The organism is Kiloniella spongiae (assembly GCF_001026905.1).
GTDB classification, from domain to species: domain Bacteria; phylum Pseudomonadota; class Alphaproteobacteria; order Kiloniellales; family Kiloniellaceae; genus Kiloniella; species Kiloniella spongiae.
In genome coordinates this window covers 64537-87052 of record NZ_LAQL01000013.1, presented here as the reverse complement: position 1 = coordinate 87052, position 22516 = coordinate 64537, and the positions used below count along the sequence as shown (strand labels likewise).

Genomic DNA, 22516 nt, shown 5'->3' with positions numbered 1-22516 from the left:
AAGTCAGATCGTAAACTGGTAACTCACGGGCACAAAACGGAAACCAGAACCACGCGTCTCAACAAAACCCATACCTGGAAATGGCATATGATAGCCTATCATCGGGATTTTATCCGCCGCCATCATATCCATATTCTTGCGGCGTGTTTTTGCAGCTAAGTCTCTATCTCCATCAAAAATAATTGCCCATTCGGGATTCTGAAAAGCCCATACATAATGGTTAGCCATATCAGCGGTGAGTAATAGCTGCTGACCTGCACTTTCTAACATATAAATTGTATGGCCGGGTGTATGACCCGGTGCCGAGATAGCGGTAATGCCGGAAACAACACTCTCCCCATTCTGGATAAAGGATGTTTTCTCCACCAACGGAACCACATTAGTTTTGACCAATCCACCTATACGGTGGTCATCATCAAACTTTGACCAATGGTCATATTCTGTTGCCGCAGTGACAAAACGTGCATTGGGGAATGTAAATTCACCGTCTGTCACCAAGCCGCCAATGTGGTCGGGATGCATATGAGTAATTACTACAATATCAATCTGCTCTGGAGAAACCCCCAATTCGGAAAGACCAGCTTGAATACCTCCATTGCCTAAACCAGTATCAAAAAGTACTAGCTCTGTGCCTGTATCAACCAATGTCGGAGTAAAATAGAGCTGGAAAGATTCAGTTGATAAAAAATTTGAAGCGGACACGGAGTCAAATTCTTCAGCTGTGGTGCTTATGCTAAACAAATCCCTTGCGTCATCACGCAAAGTCGAACCATCGAGAATGGTTGATACAACAAATTTTCCAATCGAGAAACTGCGAGCAAAGGTGCTATTTGCAGGAGAAACGTTCCCTTTGGCCAATACAGAACCTGTAGGTAGAGTAAATGGAAGAGCCATAGCTGCGCCAAGCAGAGCACGACGAGAGAATTCGACTGACATGATAAAGCCTCATTTTGACAAGATGTATGATGAGATTCTGCGTTTCAGATGTTCTTGATTACAAAGAACGATAACTTTCATTGCATGCCTTTTACAACTCACGATAACGATACTTTTTGTGAACTTTTGTGAGTGGCCAGAGTCGTATCGACAGACACATAAAGAGTTAATAAAACGACCTAATGGAGAACTATGTATCAAAAAAGTAAGTCATGGCTAGTTGAGGACTTTTGACATATTAAAAGTTATGAAATCACAGAAAGCATAATTCCTACCGACAAAAAAATCGCTTAGTAAGTGCATTATGTAATCTTAGTAAGTGCATTATGTAATCAGTGTTCTTTAAATCTTAAAATCATCGGATCATTCATCCCCCTTCAATGCTAGTTTTCAGCGACCTGCTGCAAGTCTTGCCATAGCACGACACAAGCGATAGATATCAAAGAGTCTCAGTTTAAAAGGAATCCACAATGACGCTCGAAATCGGTGATCTTGCCCCGGATTTTACGGCCCCTATTCAAGGTAATGAGGAGTTATCCTTAAGCTCGCTTAAAGGACAAGCCGTTGTTCTTTATTTTTATCCGAAAGATTCCACGCCCGGCTGTACCACAGAAGCATGTGATTTCCGGGATGCACAGCCAGATTTCACAAAACTAAATGCAAAGGTCATTGGTGTTTCAAAAGACAGCGTGAAGCGTCATGACAACTTCATCGCAAAAAATACCTTGAATTTTGATCTTGTCGCAGATCTGGATGGCGAGATTTGCGAAGCCTATGGCGTCTGGATTTTAAAGAAACTCTACGGCCGCGAATACATGGGCATTGAACGAGCTACTTTTTTAATTGATGCCAAAGGGATCGTGCAGAGAATTTGGCGTAAAGTGAAAGTGAAAAACCACGTCGAAGAAGTCAAATCTGCTCTTGAGGCTCTTTAAATCAGCAATGATTATAAGTACTGCTTCACCAATTCTAGAAGCTATTATACTCAGCGTATTCACCAAAAATTTATTGGTGTCATCCTTTTGACATAATGATTGTGTTAGCTTGCTCCGTCGGTAAGCTTGCACGACTTTACCCGATACGCTTCTGCAGCAAAGACAATGCTCAAAGATTTAAAGAAAATTTATAAAGCCTTCAAAGCTGGTAACAAACTTGGCAACAAACATGATGTCGAACCACTTGATGTGCCTGTATCTCCTTTGTCTTTGCCAGAAGAAACCAATCAGAGCGAGACATCAAAGCTTCAAAACAATCGTCAATACCGAGATAGTGATCCCCTCTCGATTATTCAGCAGGATAATGCTTCTCTTGCGGCAAATCACTTCTCGCAAGCCGCAAAAGAAAAAACAAAAAAGCCAACCCCGTTCTTCAAACGGTTGTACAGTGCTCTCTACCTGGAAACTCTTTTTCTTGTTCTTGTTCAAATGAACGCCGCAAATGCAGAAAACGAACACCAAGATGCTTCCAATGTTGCAACACAGCCTATTGATGCAAACACATCCGAAGAACTTACCTCTTCAACAAATATAAATTGGTCTCAGGGTGCAATTTCCTTAAAATCGGTCGCCTTAAAAATTGATGACTTTGTAGATGCTCAAAGCAACCTCGGTATATCAACAGAGGCACCATCCAAAGACATCCGCTTAGACCGCCTGTTGGATGACCTGGTTACCCATAATAATTTTACCCCTATGAAACTGAAAGAACTGGATAAATCCAAAACTGTCAGCTTGCAAAAATTCAGCAAGGAAAATGAATTTGACATTGTCGACGAAGAGAATGACATTCTCATAGAACTGGATGATGATGCGCTTCTTTTTGCCACTGAAGAGCTCGCTGTTTTTGGCGGAAACGGCTTCAACTTCTTTATTGTGAACAACGAAGCCCTTAATCTGTTCGAGAACAATACATTAGATAACAGCTGGGGGAGCTTACGCCCCGGACAAGAGTATTTTATTCTCAAGAAAGAAGATGTTCTGGAAGACGATATCGAAGTCGTTTCCCTCGACGAAGAAATATCATTTGACGACGAAGGCGAAAGCCAAACCACTGAGACTATCACTGTTCATTACTTTATGTTCCAGGAAACGATCATCGGTATGTCGTTCGACCTGCCCCCAGATTTTTACGAAAAACATGGTGATATAGATATTGCGAGCCTTTTCACCTAAACACAAAAAAGATTATTTCACTTCGTTTAACGCCTTCCCGCAGGCAACAAAATACCTTCCGTCTTGCCAAAGAAACAGCCTGTATTACCCTGACTAAAGCCAATAACTTAAGCAGCAGATTCTTTGGTCATTCCAAGGAAAGCCTCTATAAGGTCAGGATCTTTCTTGGCCTCATCTGCCGATCCTTGCCAGACTGCGTTACCTGATTCAAGAACACAAACCTGATCAGCTACATCCAATGCACGTTTGGTATTTTGCTCCACCAACAGGATGGTAACTCCTTGGCTTTTCAGATGCCGAATTGCGTTGTAACAAACATCAACCATTTTTGGCATGAGACCAAGCGAGACTTCATCAATCATCAGTAACCGAGGTTCCGCCATCATCGCACGCCCAATTGCCAGCATTTGCTGTTCTCCACCAGAAAGTGTTCCAGCAGGCTGCCTCAAACGTTCGGTTAAACGCGGAAAGAGGGAGAAAACCATATCACGGTTTACCGCTTCTTTAACTTTGGACTGGCTGTAGCCGCCGACAGTAAGGTTTTCCTCGATGGTTAAATCAGGAAATAGCCTTCGTCCCTCAGGTGCTACAGCAATACCTTTTCTGACCCGCTCTCTGGCCAAAAGGCTGGATATATCTTGACCATCAAAATGAAGACTGCCTGCAAAGAGCTTCACATGACCTGCTATCGACATGATTGTACTGGATTTTCCTGCTCCATTAGGACCAAGCAAGGCAAATATTTGTCCTTGTTCAACCGAAAACGATAAATTGTGAACGGCCTGAAAAACACCATATCCGCAATCAACATTTTTAAGCTGCAGCATTATCCATATCCTCCCCAAGGTAAGCTGCACGGACAGCAGGTGTATTCATGACACTTTCAGGATCTCCATCCGCAATTTTATTGCCGTTATCCTGTACAACAAGGCGAGAACAAATGCGCATAACCTCCCCCAGATTATGTTCAATGAGAATAATACTTCTGCCTGCAGAATTGAGATCAACAATCATATCGGCCAGCTTGTGAGCTTCCGCATGATTTAAGCCAGCTAATGGTTCATCAAGTAACAGAAGTGTCGGATCCAGTGCCAAAGCTCTGGCAACTTCCAGTCTCTTCAAATATCCCAGTGGTAAATTGGACGGATCGGCATCTGCCGCATCAACAATTCCCACCAGTTCTAAAAGTTCTTTTGCACGTGTTCGATCCCTCTCTCGATCAACTTTAAACAAAGCTCCAAGAGGTGAACGCGTGTGACGAGATCCCGCAGTTAACGTCACGTTTTCCAGCACCGTCATATTACGAAAAGGTTTTACGAGCTGTTGAGAAAATCCCAACCCCATACGTACCCGACTGTGTACAGCTAACCCAACAAGTTCCTTGTCATCCAACACAATAGAACCAGACGTTGGAGTAACAACACCCGTGATCGCCCGCATCATCGTGGTTTTACCAGCTCCATTTGGACCAATAAACCCGAGTAGTTCTCCTTCATTCAACGAGAACGACACATCGTCGACAGCTACGACACCACCAAACTGAACTCTTACATTTGAGACCTCCAGGAGCTTACTCATATTTTCGTTCCCCCAGATAATTTCTGCAAAGACTTCCTTGACGATATGTGTCGTAATATCTGTTTCACCAATCCCGCAAGTCCGCCAGGGCTAAAACGCATCATGGCAAAGAGTAAGCCCCCATAAAGCAAGAGCTTGTATTCATCAATGAATTGTATCCAGAGCGGTAGAACGCTCAAAACTGCTGCAGCAAAAACAACTCCGAATACAGAACCAATTCCCCCGATAACAACCATTGAAAGTACTGTTATTGATTCCACAAAACCAAAACTTTCAGGATCAATAAATCGTACGTTATGCGCATAGAGCGCCCCGGCTAATCCCGCCAGCGCCGTTCCCATTGCAAAAGCTGCCAGCTTGTAATGAGATACATTCAGCCCGACGACACGCGCTGTATCTTCATCATCAGCGATAGCGTCGAAGGCATATCCCATCCAAGATCGCTTGAGATGTAAACTAAACAGTACAGTAAGAACACCAAAGCCGAGAACCAGAAACATAAATCCAGACTTACCGAGACCAGATCCAGGAATACTTGAAACGCCCATTTCCCCGCCAACTAAATCCCACTGACGCATAATTCCGATGAAAAGAAAACCAACCCCCATTGTCGTAATCGCAAGGAAATCATGACGGACACGAAGAGACGCAATTCCGATAAAAATGCCAATCAATCCCGCGACGATAACGGCCCCTAAGAGACCAACACCAAAAGGCATACCTGCTTTGGTTAGCATCGCGGAAGTATAGGCCCCTATTCCATAAAATGCGGCATGTCCCAAAGAGATTTGCCCGCAAAAACCCGTGATAAGATTGAGACTAAGGGCAAAAATAACAGCAATACCCATTGATGTGATCAAACTGATTTCATACCCACTTAGACCAAGCATGATTATGCCCTCCCCAATAGGCCTTGAGGCCGAACCATCAAAACGAGAATAAGGAAGGCGAAGGCAATTGCATCCCGGTCAAGATAATTGCCAAGATAGATTGTGCCGTATGCTTCAATAACACCCAAAGCCAACGCGGCAATTAATGTTCCACGCACATCGCCCAACCCGCCAAGAACAATAATCGCCAATGCTTTATAACTCGGCACACTACCCATTGTGGGCTCAACCAGGTTATTGAGAAGTGCAACCATTACACCCGCAACCGCGGCCAATGCTGAACCTATGAAAAAATTAAGGTAACGAACTTTGATAATATCAACACCAAAAGATTCGGCCATTTTCGGGTCGGTAACCGTCGCCCGCCACACCGTTCCAAACCGTGTCTTAGTCGAAAACAAAGCCAGAGCACCGATCAAAACAAGTGTACCCACACCAACTGCAACTTCACCAAGGCGAAGCGTAATGCCAAATATATATACAACATCTTGCAAAGGCGGATTTTGGTATGAAATACCATAGGGGCCAAAAGCGATGCGGTAAATCTCTTCCATCGCGATAAACAAGCCAATCGAAGCAATCAACGCCACATAAGGTGGTTTATCCAGAATTGGCTGATAACAAAGCCGGTAAATTGCCATCCCCAACAAACCAACGACCAACATGGAAACAACCAAGGCTAAAAGTAAACTACCCGTCGCATTGGTCACCAGAACCCCGATATAACCACCAAGTGTAAAGAGCCCGGCATGAGCAACGTGCAATATTCGAAGCAACCCATAAACGAGGGTTAACCCCACAGCAACCAAGGCATAGATGCTTCCTTGCACCAAGCCCTGTGCCAGTAGTTCGACATATAACATCAAGAAGTTCCAATAAAGGTCGTAGGTGTCGAGAATGGCTTAAAGGCAATTATTCCACAGGAGGAGTCAGAAGTTTCTGGTCATCAATCACAGCGTAATGATGCCACGCTCCATCTTTTACAACCTGAACCTGAACATCCTTTTTTACTTCACCAAGCCCATTAAAGGAAATAGTTCCAGTTGATGCCACCATGTTTGTTGCAGCAATCGCATCACGTATAGCCTGCCGATCAGTTGTGCCAGCTTTACGCATTGCAGCAATCGCTACCTTTGCCGCAGTATGTCCAGATGCCGCAACCATATCTGCCTTGTAACCTGCTTTAACTTCAAAAGCTGATATGAACTCTTTTGCTTCTGGCACAGTAGAATCCCGATCCAACGATGTCGTAATCAAAACACCATCCGAAGAAGGACCAGCAATTTCGATAAATTTCTCGGAATCATAACCTTCTTGGCCAATCACGGGCACATCAATTCCCCCTGCACGCAACTGACTGACAAGAGGTCCTGCAGTAAAGAAATATCCAGAAGCATAAATTGCATCTGGCTTGTCAGATTTTACTTTACTGACAATAGGACCAAACTGACGATCCTTGATTGAATATTCATATTCATTAACAATATTGATCCCAAAATCTGCCGCTTTTGCCTTGAAGCCAGCCGCCAGAGATTGTCCAAAATCGTTTTTTAGTGTGATGACAACAACACGTTTTTTGCCAAGCATCTCACCAATTAATTTGGCACCAGCTCTACCCTGTACTTCACCAACGAAAGAAGTTCGAAAGACATAATCACCAGATTTGGTAATATCCGGATGAACAGCAAAAGCAGAAATATAAGGCACACCTTCTGATTGGAAAATTCCCGATGCTGCGCGTGTTGCACCGGAATAACTTCCGGAAATCCCCACCATCACTTCGTCTTGGCCAATTAGTTTATTCGCAATAGGAACCGACTGCTTTGGTGATGCTTGATCGTCGTAATGTACCAATTCAATTTCGGTGCCATTAATTCCTCCCTCAGCATTAGCCTGTTCAACAGCAAGCTCTGCACCTAATAGTGCGGACTTCCCGTCAGCAGCCGCAAAACCAGTCAAGGGTACATTCATGCCAATTTTAACAGTGTCTGCAAACGCCGATGCAGAAACAAGAGACCCTGTGATAGCAAGTGCCACCATTACTTTTTTTGTTATGGACATTATTTAACTCCCCAGTCAACATGTATATACAAGCTTAAGGGCGAAGGCTTTTTTCAGTCAAGCGGAAAGAATTTATTGTACCATTATTAAATTAATCTATTGAATTAAAACATATTTTAAAAAATTAACATGGCTCAAAACAAACAACACAATACAATCATAAGGACAAAGTTAAATATAATAACTCTTAATGCGTTTGATTTCTCTCTGGTTTTTACGAAAAGCATGGCTATGTTGATATTCGGTGATATTGATATTACCAATTTTTTCGCCTAAACACGGATAGGATAATTCCACTTCATTCAACGTCTTCTAGCAGGCACTTAAATGGCAAAGATACCTTCCACCCTGTCAGAAGCCGCGCGTATCGTATTGACCACGGCCAATTCCATCGAAAAAGCCACACTCAGCCGGACCTTTGCCAAAGCATGGCAACAGGGCGATATTCAAAATGTCGACACAGCAAAAATACCAAGAGAACCTGCGCGGGAAGACAAACCTGAGCTCGTCCCGCCCAGAGAGGTGCCGCGCCGAAAAATCACGCCTGAAGTTGAAGGACGTATTGCTCTTCTCCATGCACTGACACACATAGAACTTCACGCGATAAATCTATGCTGGGATATTATTGTTCGTTTTGCAGCAACGGAAATGCCCAAAGGTTTTTACGACGACTGGGTTTCTGTCGCGGATGATGAAGCACGTCACCACTTGCTACTCTGTGAAAGATTGGAACAACTGGGATCATACTACGGTGCCTTACCTGCACATGCAGGTTTGTGGCAGGGTGCAGAAGTCACGGAGCATAATCTCAAAGCTCGTTTAGCAGTCGTTCCCATGGTGCTGGAAGCCCGCGGCATTGATGTAACACCCGGCATGATTGATAAGCTTAAGCTCGCCAAAGATTATAAAAGCGCAGATCGCTTACAGATCATATATGACGATGAAATCACCCATGTAGCTAAGGGTAAACGATGGTTTGAGTATCTTTGCCAGCAGGACAATGAAGATCCTGTTGAAAGCTGGCAAAACATTATCCTGACGCTGTTCAAGGGGCGTGTAAAATCACCCTTTAACATTGACGGGCGTAATCAGGCCGATTTCCCTATTGATTTCTATGGCCCGATTGCTGATTTATAAATACCAGTGTGAACTGAGTATATTTCTTCTTCAATTTTATCAAATTCAAATACTGGGAGTAAAAATCAAGCTACTCCCAGTATTTGACACATCTAACTTCAGCTATCCGTAAACCAATTCTGGTAACCAAGTCACAATCGCCGGGAACAGAATACAGAGAACCAACCCCACAATCTGTAAAGCAAGAAAAGCAAGCGACGATCTAAAGATTGTCGCCATCGAAATTTCTTTTGGCGCAACACCTTTTATATAAAACAAGGCATACCCAAAAGGCGGACTTAGAAAGGACATTTGCATATTGATTAGATATAAAACACCGAACCACAATGCAACCTTATCGCCTTCGACAGCCGGAAGTCCAAACAAACCGTCAAAGGTCAAATTTTTGATAATGGGCACAAAAATCGGAACGGCCAGTAATAAAATACCAACCCAGTCCAGAAACATTCCTAAAATGACCAAGAGAACCATCATCAAAAATAGAATGCCATAGGGGGATAAACCCGATCCTAAAATCGCCTCATTGATGAAAGCCTGACCACCTTGAAGGATATAAAACCCGACAAAGATTGATGCCCCGAAAATAATCCAAAGCACCATTGCAGAGGCTTTAACGGTTGTCACCGACGCTTCTCTCAAAGCGATCAGGTCAAACCGACCATGCATAATCGCAACAATAATTGCCCCGAATGATCCGATCCCGGCTGCCTCTACAGGCGTTGCAATTCCAGCGAACAACAAACCAAGAACAACAACGATCAAAGATAGTGGCGCAATCAGCTTTAACAGTAAGCGCATTTTTTCTGATAAACTCAGGCGTTCATTTTCTGGTATCGCAAGTCCGAGCTCGGGCTTTAAAAACGAACGTAACAAGACATAGCCAATATAGAGCCCCGATAACAAAAGCCCCGGGGCTAAAGCACCAAGATAAAGCTCTCCGACAGATTGCTGAGCAACAACAGCGTAAAGAATGGCCAGAATAGAAGGAGGAATAAGAATACCCAAGGTTCCTCCTGCCATAATTGATCCCAGCGCAATTTCGGGGTCATAGTTCCTTTTAAGCATTGCAGGAAGTGCAATAATACCCATCGTCACAACCGCTGCGCCAATAACACCAACCATTGCGGCTAAGATAGTTGATGCCAAAATGGTCGCAGCTGCTAAACCACCGTTTAGCCCCCCCATCCACTTATATACGACATCAAACATTTCTTCGATTAAACCGGCACGTTCCAACATCGAGGCCATAAAGATAAATAACGGTATCGCCGCCAAATCAGAGTTCGTCATCATCGGAAAAATGCGCGATGGGATAATGTTCAACATAATCTGGTCACCAACCAGATATACAAAAACAACACCAAGCCCCCCGGTAACAAAAGCCAAAGGCAAGCCCATCATCAACAGAACAAACAAGCTACCGAACATAATATATGTCAGTGTGCTTATATCCGTGTCTTCCAAAATTCCTGCAGACCGAAAAAGGAAATACTCATCTTCGTAAGGATCAAAAAAGAGGATATTAACGAGTTCAACACCCAATATGAAAAATGCCACAAGCGTCGAAAGCACCATGAAAATAGTGCCATAGCGCCCCAGAGATTTTTGGCGAGGAGATGGATGATCTTTTTCATTCGATTGCTGTGAAAAATTATTAACATCAGCCATTAAATTGGCCCTCCTGCCCTAACGCACGGAAGGTCATAATGTCTTTCGTTAATTTAGCAATCCCAGCAAACAAAATCAGTATCCCACCCAACAACATCATAGCTTTCACAGGCCAATACTGAATTGCCCATGTTTCAACTGTCGTCTCGCCCATCTCATAAGATTGTTCAAAGAACGTTGCTGATGTGCCGACCAGCGCGAGAATAAAAACAAAGAAAAAGACAGATGTGAAAATGTCCATACCAACGCGCCCCCTCAAAGGAAGCTTGATGTAGAGAACATCAACTCGGACATGTCCTTCTTCTTTCAACGTAAATGCCCCGGATATCAGATATTGCATCCCAAAGAGAAGAAAACTCGCTTCATGAACCCAGATTGTTGGCATGTTAAATAAGTAACGCATAATCACTTCATAAAAATATGCGATTACAGCATTCACTGTCCAAAAGGCGCAAAGGTATCCCGAGGCGACACTCACCTTATCTATTGCACGGGTAAAAGTGTTTTCGACATATTGAATTGTTTCTCCCTCGTCCTGAGGCAGACTGACACCATCAGTTTCCGGTTGTAATTTTCCTTTGCGTTTTTCTTGTAAATTTGCCCAGTAAATCAGGACAAGGGGCATAACAGCCAGCCATGTCCAATAAAGCCAATGCGGCAACACGAAACCAAAATCTGGTCCGTCCGTCATGGGTACCTCCAAAATACTTCTGATATAATTGATGAGCTCATAATCATGCAGATGTGAACAGGTAAAATAGCTGGTCATACTTAGAACCAGCCATTCCACCGTTCATTGCCAATGAAGCAAAAAAGCCTGACTTATAGGCTCTGCCCTTTAATATCAGAAGGTGATATATAACCCATAATACCGTTCATCATATAATCGAGTTGAATCTTGAATACTGCGGATGCATTCGCGTCCTTTTTCGCCCATTTGTACCAAATCGGAATAGCCGCCTGTCGGAATTTATCCAAATCAGCCTGCCCCATTCGAGATACGGTGCTACCGCTATCTGTGAACTTCTTTAAAGCTTCAACATTACGTTTTTGAATAGAGACATAATGATCAAGGGAATAGGTTTTAACCTGATCTTCGACAAACTGCTGCATAGCAGGCGAAAGTTTATCCCAAGCCCTTTTATTAACAGTCAAATCCATCAAATCAACGGGCTGATAAACTGACATCAATCCCGGAGGCCCAAACAGAATATGTTTCGTTACCTGACCAAAGCCCAAATCCCAGTTTACTGCTGGTCCAACATAATCAGCAGCATCAATAGTGCCTTTTTCCAGAGCCGGGAAAATATCGGAGCCCGGCAAACTTACCGTACTTGCCCCAAAAGACTGAAACACTTCGGAAACCATTCCGCCGGGAACTCTTAACTTCAATCCCTTGAAATCTTCAACACTGCTGACTGGTATTTTAGAATGGATAATATTTGCATCATGCTGAATGGGTCCAACATATACCAAGCCAAATTTAGCGTATATTTCCCTTGCTTTTTCTAACAATCCCAACCCGTAGAACATTGTATCCCACTGCGCAGGTTGATCAGGGCCAACAGGGTAAGACGATAGGAACACAGATGCTGGAATTTTCCCCGCCCAGTAAAGGGTAAAGGGATTCATGCCCTGTAGAACACCGTTTCGGACAGAATCAAACAAGGCATTATTATCAGCAGCAACCGATTTTGCTGCAAAAGGTTGAATTGACAGTTCACCACCAGAACGTTCTTTAAAACTCTGACACCACTCTTCAAACAAAGTATAACCCGTTGTCCCTGCATCCCAGGTTGACTGTACTTTCCATTTGTGCCCTGCCGCCGCATTAGCGTCACTTATGAACGGTGCAGAAAGAGCAGATCCTCCAGCTACAGCAGCCGTTGTTCCCGCAAGTTTTAAAAATGAACGTCGAGTTGAGGTACTTTGAGTTTTGGATGATTTTATCTTTTTTGATAGCTCTTTATTGATATTATTATTCACAGTTAGTCCTCCCATTGATTTCAATTCAATCTGGTTACTTACTTTTCTTATAAATCATGTATTGAGCTTCATTTTTTTAATAAAGACTAGTATACCTCCCCATCAAAGACCAGAAGATAGCTTCATCAAATAAAATTGATACCTTCAAACAAACACCAAAAGAACTTTATCTGTAATCAATCCAAAAAATTCGATAATTCATTAAAAAACATCAACTTTATCTAAAAACAACACTGATCAATACACAAATAATTCTTTGCACAATTTAAAAATTCTAGAGAAACCAATGCCTATTACTTAAAATCAAATAATATGTGCCAAATATTCATAAATAATGTTATTTAATCCACACCTCTGCTTTACATGCTGCTTTTGTTTGTCAAAAATCACTCGATAAAAGCAATTTTGATCAAAACATCTCGTATAAATCAGATATAATTCTCCAACGCAGAAACTTGTATTCTCTCTGCGTAACTTCACTAATTATAAATTACTTTCCCTACCTCAAAGGATTTCCTTGTGAGCAATGCTTCTCGCCCACCCAAAAATTCCTCAGAAAACTCCCAAGAAAGCTCCTCGAAAAACTCCCAAGAAAGTTTCCAGAAAAGCTCTGAACAAAATCCTGGGCAAAACTTCTTTCTCTTCGGGTCTCTCCCGCTTCTATTCGTGAAAACAGCAACGCCAATTATACTAATCATGCTGGTAAATGGTCTTTTCACAATTATCGACGCCTATTTTCTTGGTGAGTTTGTGGGGGCTGATGCCCTGACAGCTGTAACAATGATGTTCCCTGTCTTCATGCTCATTGTTGCTTTATCGACCTGGGTGTCCGGCGGTTTTTCTTCAGTTCTTGCCCGACTTCTTGGCGCGAGAGAATTTGGTAAAGCCAGCGCAGCCTTTACAAGTGCCTTTGCTCTTTCCGTCGTTGTCTGCTTACTGCTTGTTACTATTTTCAGCTTTGGCGGTGATCAGATGATCGATTGGGTCACCAAGGGATCTGACACATTAAGCGCAATGGGCTATACCTACATCTCCATTCTTATTTATGGATCTCCGCTCGTCTTCACACTGACGATCAGTGTCGATGCGCTCAGGTGCGAAGGCAAGTTGGGATACATGACCTTTATCTCGGTTCTCGCAACCCTGTTGAATGTGCTGTTTAACTATTTGCTTATCGTCCAGTTGGATCTGGGCGTAGCCGGTTCTGCTTATGGTACCTTGCTTGCGCAAACACTTGCATTAATCGCGGTCATTATTTACCGCTACAACACATCTTCGGCTATTTGCCTGATCTTATCGCCAGTCGAGAGAATTACGACCTACTGGCGTGATTTTCTTGCTCTGGGTGCTCCGCAAAGTCTTTCATATTTGGGAATTTCCTTGTCTTCCGGTGCTGTGTTTTACTCGCTTCAGAAGTGGGGTGGTAGTAATTACGAAGCGACTGTTACAGCTTATGGCATAACGACACGAATACTTACCTTCAGCTTCCTTCCTTTACTTGGCCTTAACCTCGGCTTTCAGACTATTGCCGGTAACAACCAGGGCGCGCAAATTTTTGCACGCGTCAACAGTAGCCTGAAGATAGCGGTTATCGCTGCTTTCACTTACTGCTTTACCTTACAACTGATCTTTCATTTTATGGCTGATACCTTGGGGACCATCTTTGTTGACGATCCGAAAATTATCTCGGAAACGGCACGTATACTGCCCTTGATCACTTTTCTATATTTTGCCTTTGGTCCAAGTTTGATTTTGTCCGGCTTCTTCCAAGCTATTGGAGATGCAAAAAGATCTGCTCTTATCAGCTTGACAAGAACATATCTCTTTTCCATTCCCTTAACCTTTATTCTTCCCTTGTATTTTGGTGAGGTCGGAATCTGGTATGTCGGACCTTTGACTGAAATTCTAATGATTATTTTGACCCTGTTCATACTATCACATAACGCCAATAGAACCGGGTACAAGTTGGGGGTATTCAGGACAAACTTAACAACCTTATGAGTTGAATTTCAAATTTTAATTGCACAGGGGGAACGCAATTATTTGCGTTCTCCCTGTCAGTTCTGTTAGTTTTTATTTTCTTATTAACCACAAGCTCTTTATTCCTTTGCTTATGGAAACAGAGCTTTGGCAAATAAAGTTTGTTTCTATAAGAGGACGAGAATTGCCTGCGCCGGAACCCTTATTAACAGACTTCAATCTTGATTCATCAGAACTTCTGGAAGCTATCTTTGCCGCTTCCGGTACCTATTTTGTGATTACAGATCCTGCAACAGGTCTTATCCATGCCATTAGTGACGCATGGCTCAAGATCCTGTTATATAAAAGAGAAGAAGTTGTCGGCCATACGTCACAGGAACTCAACATTTGGTTAAGCCCTGAAAAACGGGCTGATATGATCCAACGCATAAAAACAGAAAAAGTTGTCAAACGTTTTCATACCTGCCTCAGAGGCAAAGACGGATCTCTTCATGATTTTTCAATGACAATCCAATCAATTGTTTTGAAAGAGAAAAATTACCTTTTGTTTTGTGGATATGACATCACAGAAGAGATAAAAGTTAAAAACTCTGCCGTATCTTCCCGAAAAATGCTGGTGGATGCACTGGAAGCAATGAGTGAAGGGTTCGTCCTTTATGATCCTAATGGTCGCCTGGTAATCTGTAACAGCAAATTCAAAGCATTTTATGGTTATAGCAATGAAGAAGCGAAGCCAGGGGTTATCGGCTATGAACTCGGCAAGCTCGATATCGAAAGAGGCACTGTTCTTGTTCTTGATGGTGATGACCAAAACTATATAAATCGTCGTCGGGATCTGGCAAAAGGTCCGCCCAAAGCAACTATCGTACAGCTCAAGGATGGTCGATATCTTCTCCTCAGTGATCGTGTAACCGAAGATCGATATACCGTCAGTATCCAGAAAGATATTACCGATATTAAAAAGGCCGAAATTGCGCTCATGCGGGCAAGAGACGAAGCCCATATTGCCAATAATACCAAGTCGGAATTTCTGGCACATATGAGCCACGAATTACGCACACCGTTAAATTCGATCCTTGGCTTCACACAGGTCATGCGGGATGAATTACTCGGTGAATTAGGACACCCCAGATACCGGGAATATATCAATGATGTCCACCATTCAGGCGAACATCTTCTAAATCTGATCAATGACGTTTTGGATATATCCAAAGTCGAATCAGGTAAATTTGAACTTAATGAAGATGTGCTGGATCTGAAAGATACCATTTCCGCCTGCATGCAAATCATACGGGGGCGCCCGGACGCTGCCGCACTTGATATAGAAGTAAAAATAGCAAAAGAACGCGTTTATTTTCAGGGCGATGAACGGATTATGCGCCAGATCATCCTGAATCTGCTATCAAATGCTGTGAAGTTCACACCGACAGAAGGCAAGGTTCTCCTCGAACTTAAAAAGAATAGCGATGACAGCATTCGCCTGACGATCAGTGATACCGGATGCGGCATTGAAGAAGATGATATTCCCGTTGTCCTTGCACCTTTTGGACAAGCCCGTATCAATGCCCGTACGGCTCATGAAGGAACTGGACTTGGTCTCTCTCTCAGCAAAATGCTGACAGAACTCCATGATGGTACCTTGGGCCTGAGAAGTAAGATCAATAGCGGCACAAAGGTTACATTGGATTTCCCCGCAAAAAGATACGTTGATCCAACATCAATCTAGCATTTCAACGAACGCAACCACATTCACCATTGGACCGGTTCCATCCGAATATCCCAATACCAAAGTATTGATGGTACAAAGCAATCGATCTCTTTTCACTAATCATATGCAGAAAAACTTAGGGTAAACAGTAAAGCGACATATATAGTCGTGATAGCAATTACCTGTAATTTAATTTTATGGATACCTGAGTTGCCCGTTTCAGACATTGTTCTCACCATTGCCGCTTTGCTGATCGTTATTGCCTGTAGCCAACCGCTCGCTCGAAGGACGGGCCTGCCTTTCACTGTTGTTCTCGGGATTGTCGGTGTCATCATTGCCTCTGGCGCAAGCTGGCTTCTGCACACCCGTTTGACAGATCAATTTAACGAAGCCGCTGCGCTTGTAGTCAACATTCCTGTCTCCTCGGCAACCTTTTTGGACGTCTTGCTACCGATATTGCTCTTCCAAGGTGCCATAACCATTGACGTCAGACGGCTGGCAAAAGACACCGTTCCCGTTATCTTTCTAGCTGTTCTCGGTGTTTTCGTCGCAATTGCATTAATCGGTGGTGCCGTATCTCTGGTGTCCAGCGCCCCCCTTGTCGTCTGCCTTCTTTTTGGGGCCATTGTTGCAACCACAGACCCCAGTGCTGTGATCAGCCTTTTTAGAGACTTGGGCGCGCCAGAACGTCTGACCCGCTTGGTCGAGGGAGAAAGCCTGCTCAACGATGCAACTGCTATCGCGGCCTTTGGCGCATTTCTTACACTTATCATCTCTGGTGGCGGCTACGAGCCCGGACTTATCCTCCAGCAACTCGGCTCAGCCTTTCTGGGTGGTATTATTACAGGCATCATCTGTGGGCGGCTCGCAATTTCGCTGATATCCTGGCTTGGCTCTTTCCGTTCAGCACAGTTGACCATCACTGTCGCCTTTCCCTTTGTGATTTATATATTGGCCAAAAATTACATTCAAATCTCGGGTGTTGTTGCCGTTGTCACCAGTGGTCTGGTCTTCAGTGCAATGGCACGCCCGCGTTTTGAGCCCGAGACTTTCAAGTTTTTTCAGGAAACTCTGGAACAGCTTGCTTGGTGGGCAGGTGGTTTGGTCTTTATTCTGGCTGCATTGGTCGTACCTGACCTACTGTCTGACTTCGCTTTCTCTGACATTTTGGTTATTCTAACCGCCGTCATAGCAGCTTTGTTGGCGCGGGCTGTTATTTTGTTTGGCATTTTCCCGTTATTAACTGCCTTAAAGATCACCCAGCGCGTCGATAACCCGACAAAGATTGTCATTGTCTGGGGGGGCTTGCGCGGGGCCGTCACCCTTGCACTTGCCTTGGCAGTCACAGAAAACCCATTGATTAATAATGAAACACAGCGCTTTATTGCGATTCAGGCAACCGGCTTTGCCCTCTTTACCCTCTTAATACAGGGAACAACGCTGACGACATTGATGCAATGGCTAAAGCTTGATCAGCTTTCCCCCATTGAACGCGCCTTTCGAACCCAGGTTCTCACCCAATCTCTCTCTAGCGTTAAATCGGGCTTAAGCAACTTTGCCAATCGGTTTCAGCTCGATTCAAAACTGACCGAATTAACGGCCAAACAATATATCAACCGCTTGTCCCGCATTGCCGAAGACAAGTCTTACGAAGAAGAAATCAACGACAAGGATCGATTGATTATTGGTCTGGTTGCCTTAACCAATCAGGAAAAAACGTTGCTGCTGGATCAAAGATTGAGCGGTATTTTGCGCCATGATTTGGTCGATAGATATTTACTTGTCATCGAAGATATGATCGACGCAGCCCGGCAAAGCGGTCGTGAAGGATATATTTCAGCGGCAAAAAGACCGTACCGACACAGTACGCGGTTCAAGATCTTAAGCTGGGCACATACACATCTGGGATTCAACCGTCCCATAGCGTCACATCTGGGCAAGCACTTCCACTTCCTGCTCATCAACCGTATTCTGGTCTTGGAGCTAAAAGCCTTCCTCGACAACAAACTCCACAGTTTACTTGGGCCACGCCCTGTTGAAGTCTTACAGGAAATCCTCAACCAGCGACTGGAAAGCATAGAACGCCACTTGGCAGCCTTACGCCTTCAATATCCTAAGTTCGCCAGAACGCTCGATCGGCGCATTTTGGAACGCTTTGCCTATCGGGATGAGATAGAGCAGATTAAAAACCTGCGCGAGGCAGGCATCATCAGCACCGATTTGTCACGCAGCCTGACAAATGAAGCCAACTCGTTCCACGCAACACGCAGAGCAAAGACCCATGTGGATATCAAAGCAAAAACGGCAGAGCTTTTAACGGCTTTCCCCGTATTCAAAGATCTGGAAGTCGCTGAACTGACCCAAATGACACAAGAACTGCAAACCCGAGTGCTCGCAGATGGGGCCTATGCTTTCAAAAAAGGCGATAGTGCCGATGGCCTTTATTTCATCGAAAGCGGTGCCGTCGAAATCCGAATTGGCGACGAAGTTCACCGTCTGGGGCATGGTGACTTCTTTGGCGAGATGGCGCTTTTGGATGAAACCCATAGAAGTGCATCGGTTAAATCCATTAGCTATTCCCATTTGTTGCTACTTGAAAAAAGCACCTTTAACAAACTGGCCCGCGCCCACCCGAACTGGCGAAGTGCCCTTGCCGAGATTGCGGCAAAACGGAAAACCATGAACAGAGAAAACAAAGAAGCTTCCTGAAGCTCTTTAGCTCCTCTTTAAAGAGAAAGTCATCCTGTGGCCCCAAACGGAAAAGTTAAAAACACCAAAGCCGCAAAGCCCCGGGAAAGAGACCTCGTTCGCGGCAGCCTTCCGGAACACTTCAAAGCCTTGGCCATACCCGCTGGCATCGGGATGCTCTTTAACACCTTGTACAATGTCGTCGATACTTTTTTTGCCGGGATGATTTCAACAGATGCTCAGGCAGGACTTTCGGTTTCCTTTACCGTATTCTTTATCCTCATAGCTTTTGGCATCGGTCTGGGACAGGGCATTTCCGCCCTGGTTGGCACGGCAATTGGAGCCGGTACAGCCATTGGTGCAGAGAAACAAGTCGATGCCGATAGCGACCAAACAAAAGATATTGCCACACCCAAGGATATCGCCGCACAAGGCCTTAGCTTTGCGACGATCTTCTCTGGCGTCCTTTGTTTGGCAGGGTATTACGCCATCCCTCATTTGCTGGATCTGCTCGGGGTTTTCAACGGCTATCGAGATTTAGCCCATGATTACCTGATGCTCATCCTTTTTGCAGCACCTGCCTTCATGATCGCCTTTGCCGCCAACGGCATTCTCAGCGCACAGGGCGATACCGTCACCAATCGGAATGCACTCATCGGTGGTTTTTTTGCCAACTGCCTCTTGAACCCGGTTCTTATTTTTGGCGCCTTTGGTCTTCCTGCGCTAGGATTTGACGGCCTCGCGATATCAACAGTTATTACCGAATGGTTTGTCGCGCTCTATCTTCTGTCCCGCGCCCTGAAATCCCGGGGAATGACAAATGTAAAGCTGCCCTGTTTTTATCCCCATTTGAAAATCATCAAGGACATCGCTGCACAGGGAACCCCCGCAAGCCTGAACTTCCTGACCATTACTGTCGGTGTTTTTGTCATCCAGTATTTCCTGCAACCCTTTGGCGCAACCGCCGTCGCGGCCTATGGCATTGCCCTTCGTATTGAGCAGCTCATTCTGCTCCCCGGATTGGGTTTGACCATTGTTCTCTTGCCGATTATTGCGCAAAACTACGGTGCCAAAGAACTCGACAGAGTACGTTATGCCTTTTGGTGGTGTGTGTTGACAGGCATCGGCATGATGCTCATCGGTGCCTTCTTACTATTGCTCGGCGGTAAATTCTTGTTGGGCCTCTTCACGCAGGATCAGAACGTCATTTCTGTCGGCTTCGATTACCTGCTCCTCGCCGCCGCCATGTTACCCGCCTACCTGCCCCTCTTTGCCATGATGTCCTTTTTCCAAGGCATCAAGCGCCCGATCTGGACCGTATGGATCGGGATCTATAGACAAATCTTCGCTTCAGCAGGTTTCGCCGCCCTCTTCATCTATGTCCTGAACTGGAACGAATGGGGCGTCTGGACCGCTGTCTTCACCGCCGTCTGGAGCGGCCTTCTACTCTCGACAATTATCATGATAATCGTTGCAAGAAAAAGCATTCAGGGAATGGGCGGGCCAAGAGTTTTGATTGAAAGAACGCAACAGTAATCACGGTTTATTTAGATGTATTGGCCCAGATCTGGAATTAAAAAACATCCCGAAAAAAGATGGAACCAACCTGATCGTGTTTTTTTTGGGTTCGGAGCCTGTCACATATTGGCAGGTGTTTATCTCGAAAACGCTCCTTTGGATGGTTTCTATGGTGAATGGATTGTCCCGGTTAAAGGCTACAAAGGACATCACATGTATGTAACCAATGGTTCTATAGCTTTCGATTATCACGGTTACTCGCAACGCGAGAAATTACTTACTCATTACTGGAAAGGTTGGCGTGAGCGCTACGTTGGCTGGGACGCAAACATTCAAAAAATAGATTTCCCGCTACTAGAAACCGTTGAGTTAAATAAGAGAAAACATCTTGGTCCCGATCAATTCTTTGATGATCCTATTCCTCGCGCAAGACAGTTTATATCGTCATTCCAACATCCTACCTGAGCTTGAGTTACCTACGAAAAGGACCTCGGATATATATTTCTAGCTCTTCTGCTAGGATTTTGTTTGGACCGTCTTCACCTTAGTTCTGGAGCGAACTTCTGCTCTCGACGATTATCCTTATTATGATTGCAAGAAAAAAAATTCAGGGATTGGGTGGACCGAGGATATTGAGAGTAAGTTGTAGGTAAATCTAGAGTTTGAGTTATCATAATGGGAATGAAGAAAAGTCGTCTTAGTCAGCAAAACAACGTCATTTCATTGTGCACTTTGTTACAGTACTACAGCTCGCACAGCAGCAGCTATTTTTGATGTCAATTCTAAAACACCACGTTCTATATTCATCGAATTCGTGAGATTATAGGTAAGGTGCGGACGCCTACGAAAGATCTATAACTGCTGGCCACTTTTAGCCTTTTGATTGATTGTATAGGTTGGAAATACCTAACTTTTGAAACAGTGGTAAAAGGTCATTTGACTGCTCAATAATGTATGAAGAAGACGGCCTTTGCGAAATAGATTTTAATATATCGGGGCGCACATGATCCTGAAATTGCCAAATGATTTTCAATAGACACGGAATAATGAGAATTTCAGGACAATTCACTGGAAGTTCCGGTCGACTTTTAAAAAGATATCGCCAGTTTCGCTTCGCACATCTGAAAAATGCTGTTGATCGTTTTACATCCAAGAAAATGATGATATCCGCAGCCTCTCTAATTTTTTCAGAAACACCATCGATCACCCATTCAGGTTTTGAGCTTAGTTCCAACTCTTTTTTAATCCTGACATCGCGGGGACATTTTTTCCACCCAGGTTGCCACACGATTTTATCAAGCCCAAACACAGGTAAACCCAAAGCTGTACCGATCTCCTTTGCGAGTGTTGTCTTCCCAGCCCCCGCATTCCCCGTGATATGAATTTTTCTCATCAATAATCCCATTTTTCCAATAATAAGGAATTCGTATATACTCTATGTTGAATTCTTTTGGTGATTATTTTAGCTGATTTGTGCCACAAGCGAACACAGGCTCTCCAATGGGGTTTGTTGTGGAGCATTATCAAGATAGTACTCATCTTTAAAAGCAGTTTTTCAAGATTCAGAAAAGCCCAATAAGATCATAATTAGCTTAAAGTATTAGCATAACATGCGCCTTGCACTCTTTTTAAGCTCCAATTGATTGACCTCATACAATTGTATATTATATATTTTAAAATAATCCAACCGATAACATAAACAAATGAGTTATCGAAATACGTTGTTATTTTTAGAGTATTACGAAAGAGATTCAATGTGACTCATATTTTTAGAAAATGGAGTGGCTTATCCACCCAAAACAAAGCTCAAATGTATCCTGCACATTTTGTTCAAAACGTTATACCCGCAATTCAGAAAGTAGATGGTTTTCTATCAGCTGATCTTTTATCAAGAGAATTTGAGGGCAAAATCGAATATACGGTAATATCTCGCTGGAAATCTATGGACGCAGTAAAAGCATTTGCTGGTGAAAACCCATCCCTTGCTGTCATAGAGCCGGGAGCAGTCGCCGCTTTGGAGAGCTTTGATGATGTCGTTATACATTATGAGGTAGCAGTTCACGTTTCCTGATTAATTGAACGATGTATTTTTCACGCCTGGGTCGTAAAACAGAATCTTCCAGCCAAAAATAAACATTATATAGCACAGGCAAAAACACTTAGTATTAACCCTTACCGTTATTTTATCTCGTGAT

General features: G+C 43.9%; 19 protein-coding genes. 9 read left to right on the top strand and 10 right to left on the bottom strand.

Annotation, left to right across the window (positions count from 1 at the left end; genetic code table 11):
- Nucleotides 1-3: 3 nt before the first annotated feature.
- Nucleotides 4-936: an MBL fold metallo-hydrolase gene (locus WH96_RS17015; protein WP_047765417.1), complete on the bottom strand. Its 933-nt coding sequence runs from the start codon at nt 934-936 to the stop codon at nt 4-6.
- A gap of 470 nt (nt 937-1406) precedes the next feature.
- Between WH96_RS17015 and bcp the strand changes: the two genes are divergently transcribed.
- Nucleotides 1407-1871: a thioredoxin-dependent thiol peroxidase gene (bcp, locus tag WH96_RS17010; protein WP_047765416.1), complete on the top strand. Its 465-nt coding sequence runs from the start codon at nt 1407-1409 to the stop codon at nt 1869-1871.
- 165 nt (nt 1872-2036) lie between these two features.
- On the top strand, nt 2037-3107 hold the full coding sequence (locus tag WH96_RS17005) for a hypothetical protein (RefSeq protein WP_047765415.1): 1071 nt from the start codon (nt 2037-2039) through the stop codon (nt 3105-3107).
- A 107-nt stretch (nt 3108-3214) separates the two neighbouring features.
- Here WH96_RS17005 and WH96_RS17000 read toward each other — a convergent pair whose 3' ends face one another.
- From WH96_RS17000 to WH96_RS16980, 5 genes are read right to left on the bottom strand one after another with little or no spacing between them, the layout of a single operon-like run.
- Nucleotides 3215-3934, bottom strand: a complete 720-nt coding sequence (locus WH96_RS17000) for an ABC transporter ATP-binding protein (protein WP_047765414.1) — start codon at nt 3932-3934, stop codon at nt 3215-3217.
- Complete coding sequence (locus WH96_RS16995; RefSeq protein ID WP_047765413.1) at nt 3921-4685, bottom strand: ABC transporter ATP-binding protein; 765 nt, start codon at nt 4683-4685, stop codon at nt 3921-3923. Before WH96_RS16995 ends, WH96_RS17000 begins: the two co-directional genes overlap by 14 nt.
- Nucleotides 4682-5575 (bottom strand): branched-chain amino acid ABC transporter permease, encoded by an 894-nt coding sequence (locus tag WH96_RS16990; RefSeq protein ID WP_047765412.1) that lies wholly within the window; start codon nt 5573-5575, stop codon nt 4682-4684. The genes WH96_RS16995 and WH96_RS16990 overlap by 4 nt, the downstream gene beginning before the upstream one ends.
- A 2-nt stretch (nt 5576-5577) precedes the next feature.
- A complete protein-coding gene (locus tag WH96_RS16985; protein WP_047765411.1) occupies nt 5578-6438 on the bottom strand; it encodes a branched-chain amino acid ABC transporter permease in 861 nt (286 codons plus the stop codon).
- 49 nt (nt 6439-6487) lie between these two features.
- Nucleotides 6488-7636, bottom strand: a complete 1149-nt coding sequence (locus WH96_RS16980; RefSeq protein WP_047765410.1) for an ABC transporter substrate-binding protein — start codon at nt 7634-7636, stop codon at nt 6488-6490.
- Nucleotides 7637-7963: 327 nt separating this feature from the next.
- On the opposite strand from WH96_RS16980, the gene WH96_RS16975 reads away from it, so the two are divergent.
- Nucleotides 7964-8773: a ferritin-like domain-containing protein gene (locus tag WH96_RS16975; protein WP_047765409.1), complete on the top strand. Its 810-nt coding sequence runs from the start codon at nt 7964-7966 to the stop codon at nt 8771-8773.
- Between the two features lie 102 nt (nt 8774-8875).
- Here the strand turns inward: WH96_RS16975 and WH96_RS16970 are convergent, their stop codons facing one another.
- The 3 genes from WH96_RS16970 to dctP all read right to left on the bottom strand — a co-directional run bounded on the left by WH96_RS16970 (nt 8876) and on the right by dctP (nt 12427).
- Entirely contained in the window at nt 8876-10441 is a 1566-nt protein-coding gene (locus tag WH96_RS16970) for a TRAP transporter large permease (RefSeq protein WP_047765408.1), read from the bottom strand.
- Nucleotides 10434-11132, bottom strand: coding sequence for a TRAP transporter small permease subunit (locus WH96_RS16965; protein WP_047765463.1), 699 nt, complete (start codon nt 11130-11132; stop codon nt 10434-10436). The genes WH96_RS16970 and WH96_RS16965 overlap by 8 nt, the downstream gene beginning before the upstream one ends.
- Before the next feature lie 131 nt (nt 11133-11263).
- A complete protein-coding gene (dctP, locus tag WH96_RS16960) occupies nt 11264-12427 on the bottom strand; it encodes a TRAP transporter substrate-binding protein DctP (protein WP_245629504.1) in 1164 nt (387 codons plus the stop codon).
- A gap of 519 nt (nt 12428-12946) precedes the next feature.
- On the opposite strand from dctP, the gene WH96_RS16955 reads away from it, so the two are divergent.
- The 5 genes from WH96_RS16955 (at nt 12947) to WH96_RS16935 (ending at nt 20786) form a co-directional block, all read left to right on the top strand.
- Nucleotides 12947-14428: an MATE family efflux transporter gene (locus WH96_RS16955; protein ID WP_218045077.1), complete on the top strand. Its 1482-nt coding sequence runs from the start codon at nt 12947-12949 to the stop codon at nt 14426-14428.
- Between the two features lie 163 nt (nt 14429-14591).
- Nucleotides 14592-16133, top strand: a complete 1542-nt coding sequence (locus tag WH96_RS16950) for a PAS domain-containing sensor histidine kinase (protein ID WP_053006085.1) — start codon at nt 14592-14594, stop codon at nt 16131-16133.
- A gap of 192 nt (nt 16134-16325) precedes the next feature.
- Nucleotides 16326-18824 (top strand): cation:proton antiporter, encoded by a 2499-nt coding sequence (locus tag WH96_RS16945; RefSeq protein ID WP_156176841.1) that lies wholly within the window; start codon nt 16326-16328, stop codon nt 18822-18824.
- Between the two features lie 36 nt (nt 18825-18860).
- Nucleotides 18861-20339, top strand: a complete 1479-nt coding sequence (locus WH96_RS16940) for an MATE family efflux transporter (RefSeq protein ID WP_047765406.1) — start codon at nt 18861-18863, stop codon at nt 20337-20339.
- 15 nt (nt 20340-20354) lie between these two features.
- Nucleotides 20355-20786, top strand: a complete 432-nt coding sequence (locus tag WH96_RS16935) for a hypothetical protein (RefSeq protein ID WP_047765405.1) — start codon at nt 20355-20357, stop codon at nt 20784-20786.
- Nucleotides 20787-21192: 406 nt separating this feature from the next.
- Here the strand turns inward: WH96_RS16935 and WH96_RS16930 are convergent, their stop codons facing one another.
- On the bottom strand, nt 21193-21714 hold the full coding sequence (locus WH96_RS16930; RefSeq protein ID WP_053006083.1) for a P-loop NTPase family protein: 522 nt from the start codon (nt 21712-21714) through the stop codon (nt 21193-21195).
- Nucleotides 21715-22077: 363 nt separating this feature from the next.
- On the opposite strand from WH96_RS16930, the gene WH96_RS16925 reads away from it, so the two are divergent.
- Nucleotides 22078-22392 carry an antibiotic biosynthesis monooxygenase gene (locus WH96_RS16925; RefSeq protein WP_156176840.1) on the top strand — a complete coding sequence of 105 codons (315 nt, stop codon included), beginning with the start codon at nt 22078-22080 and terminating at the stop codon, nt 22390-22392.
- Nucleotides 22393-22516 lie beyond the last annotated feature (124 nt).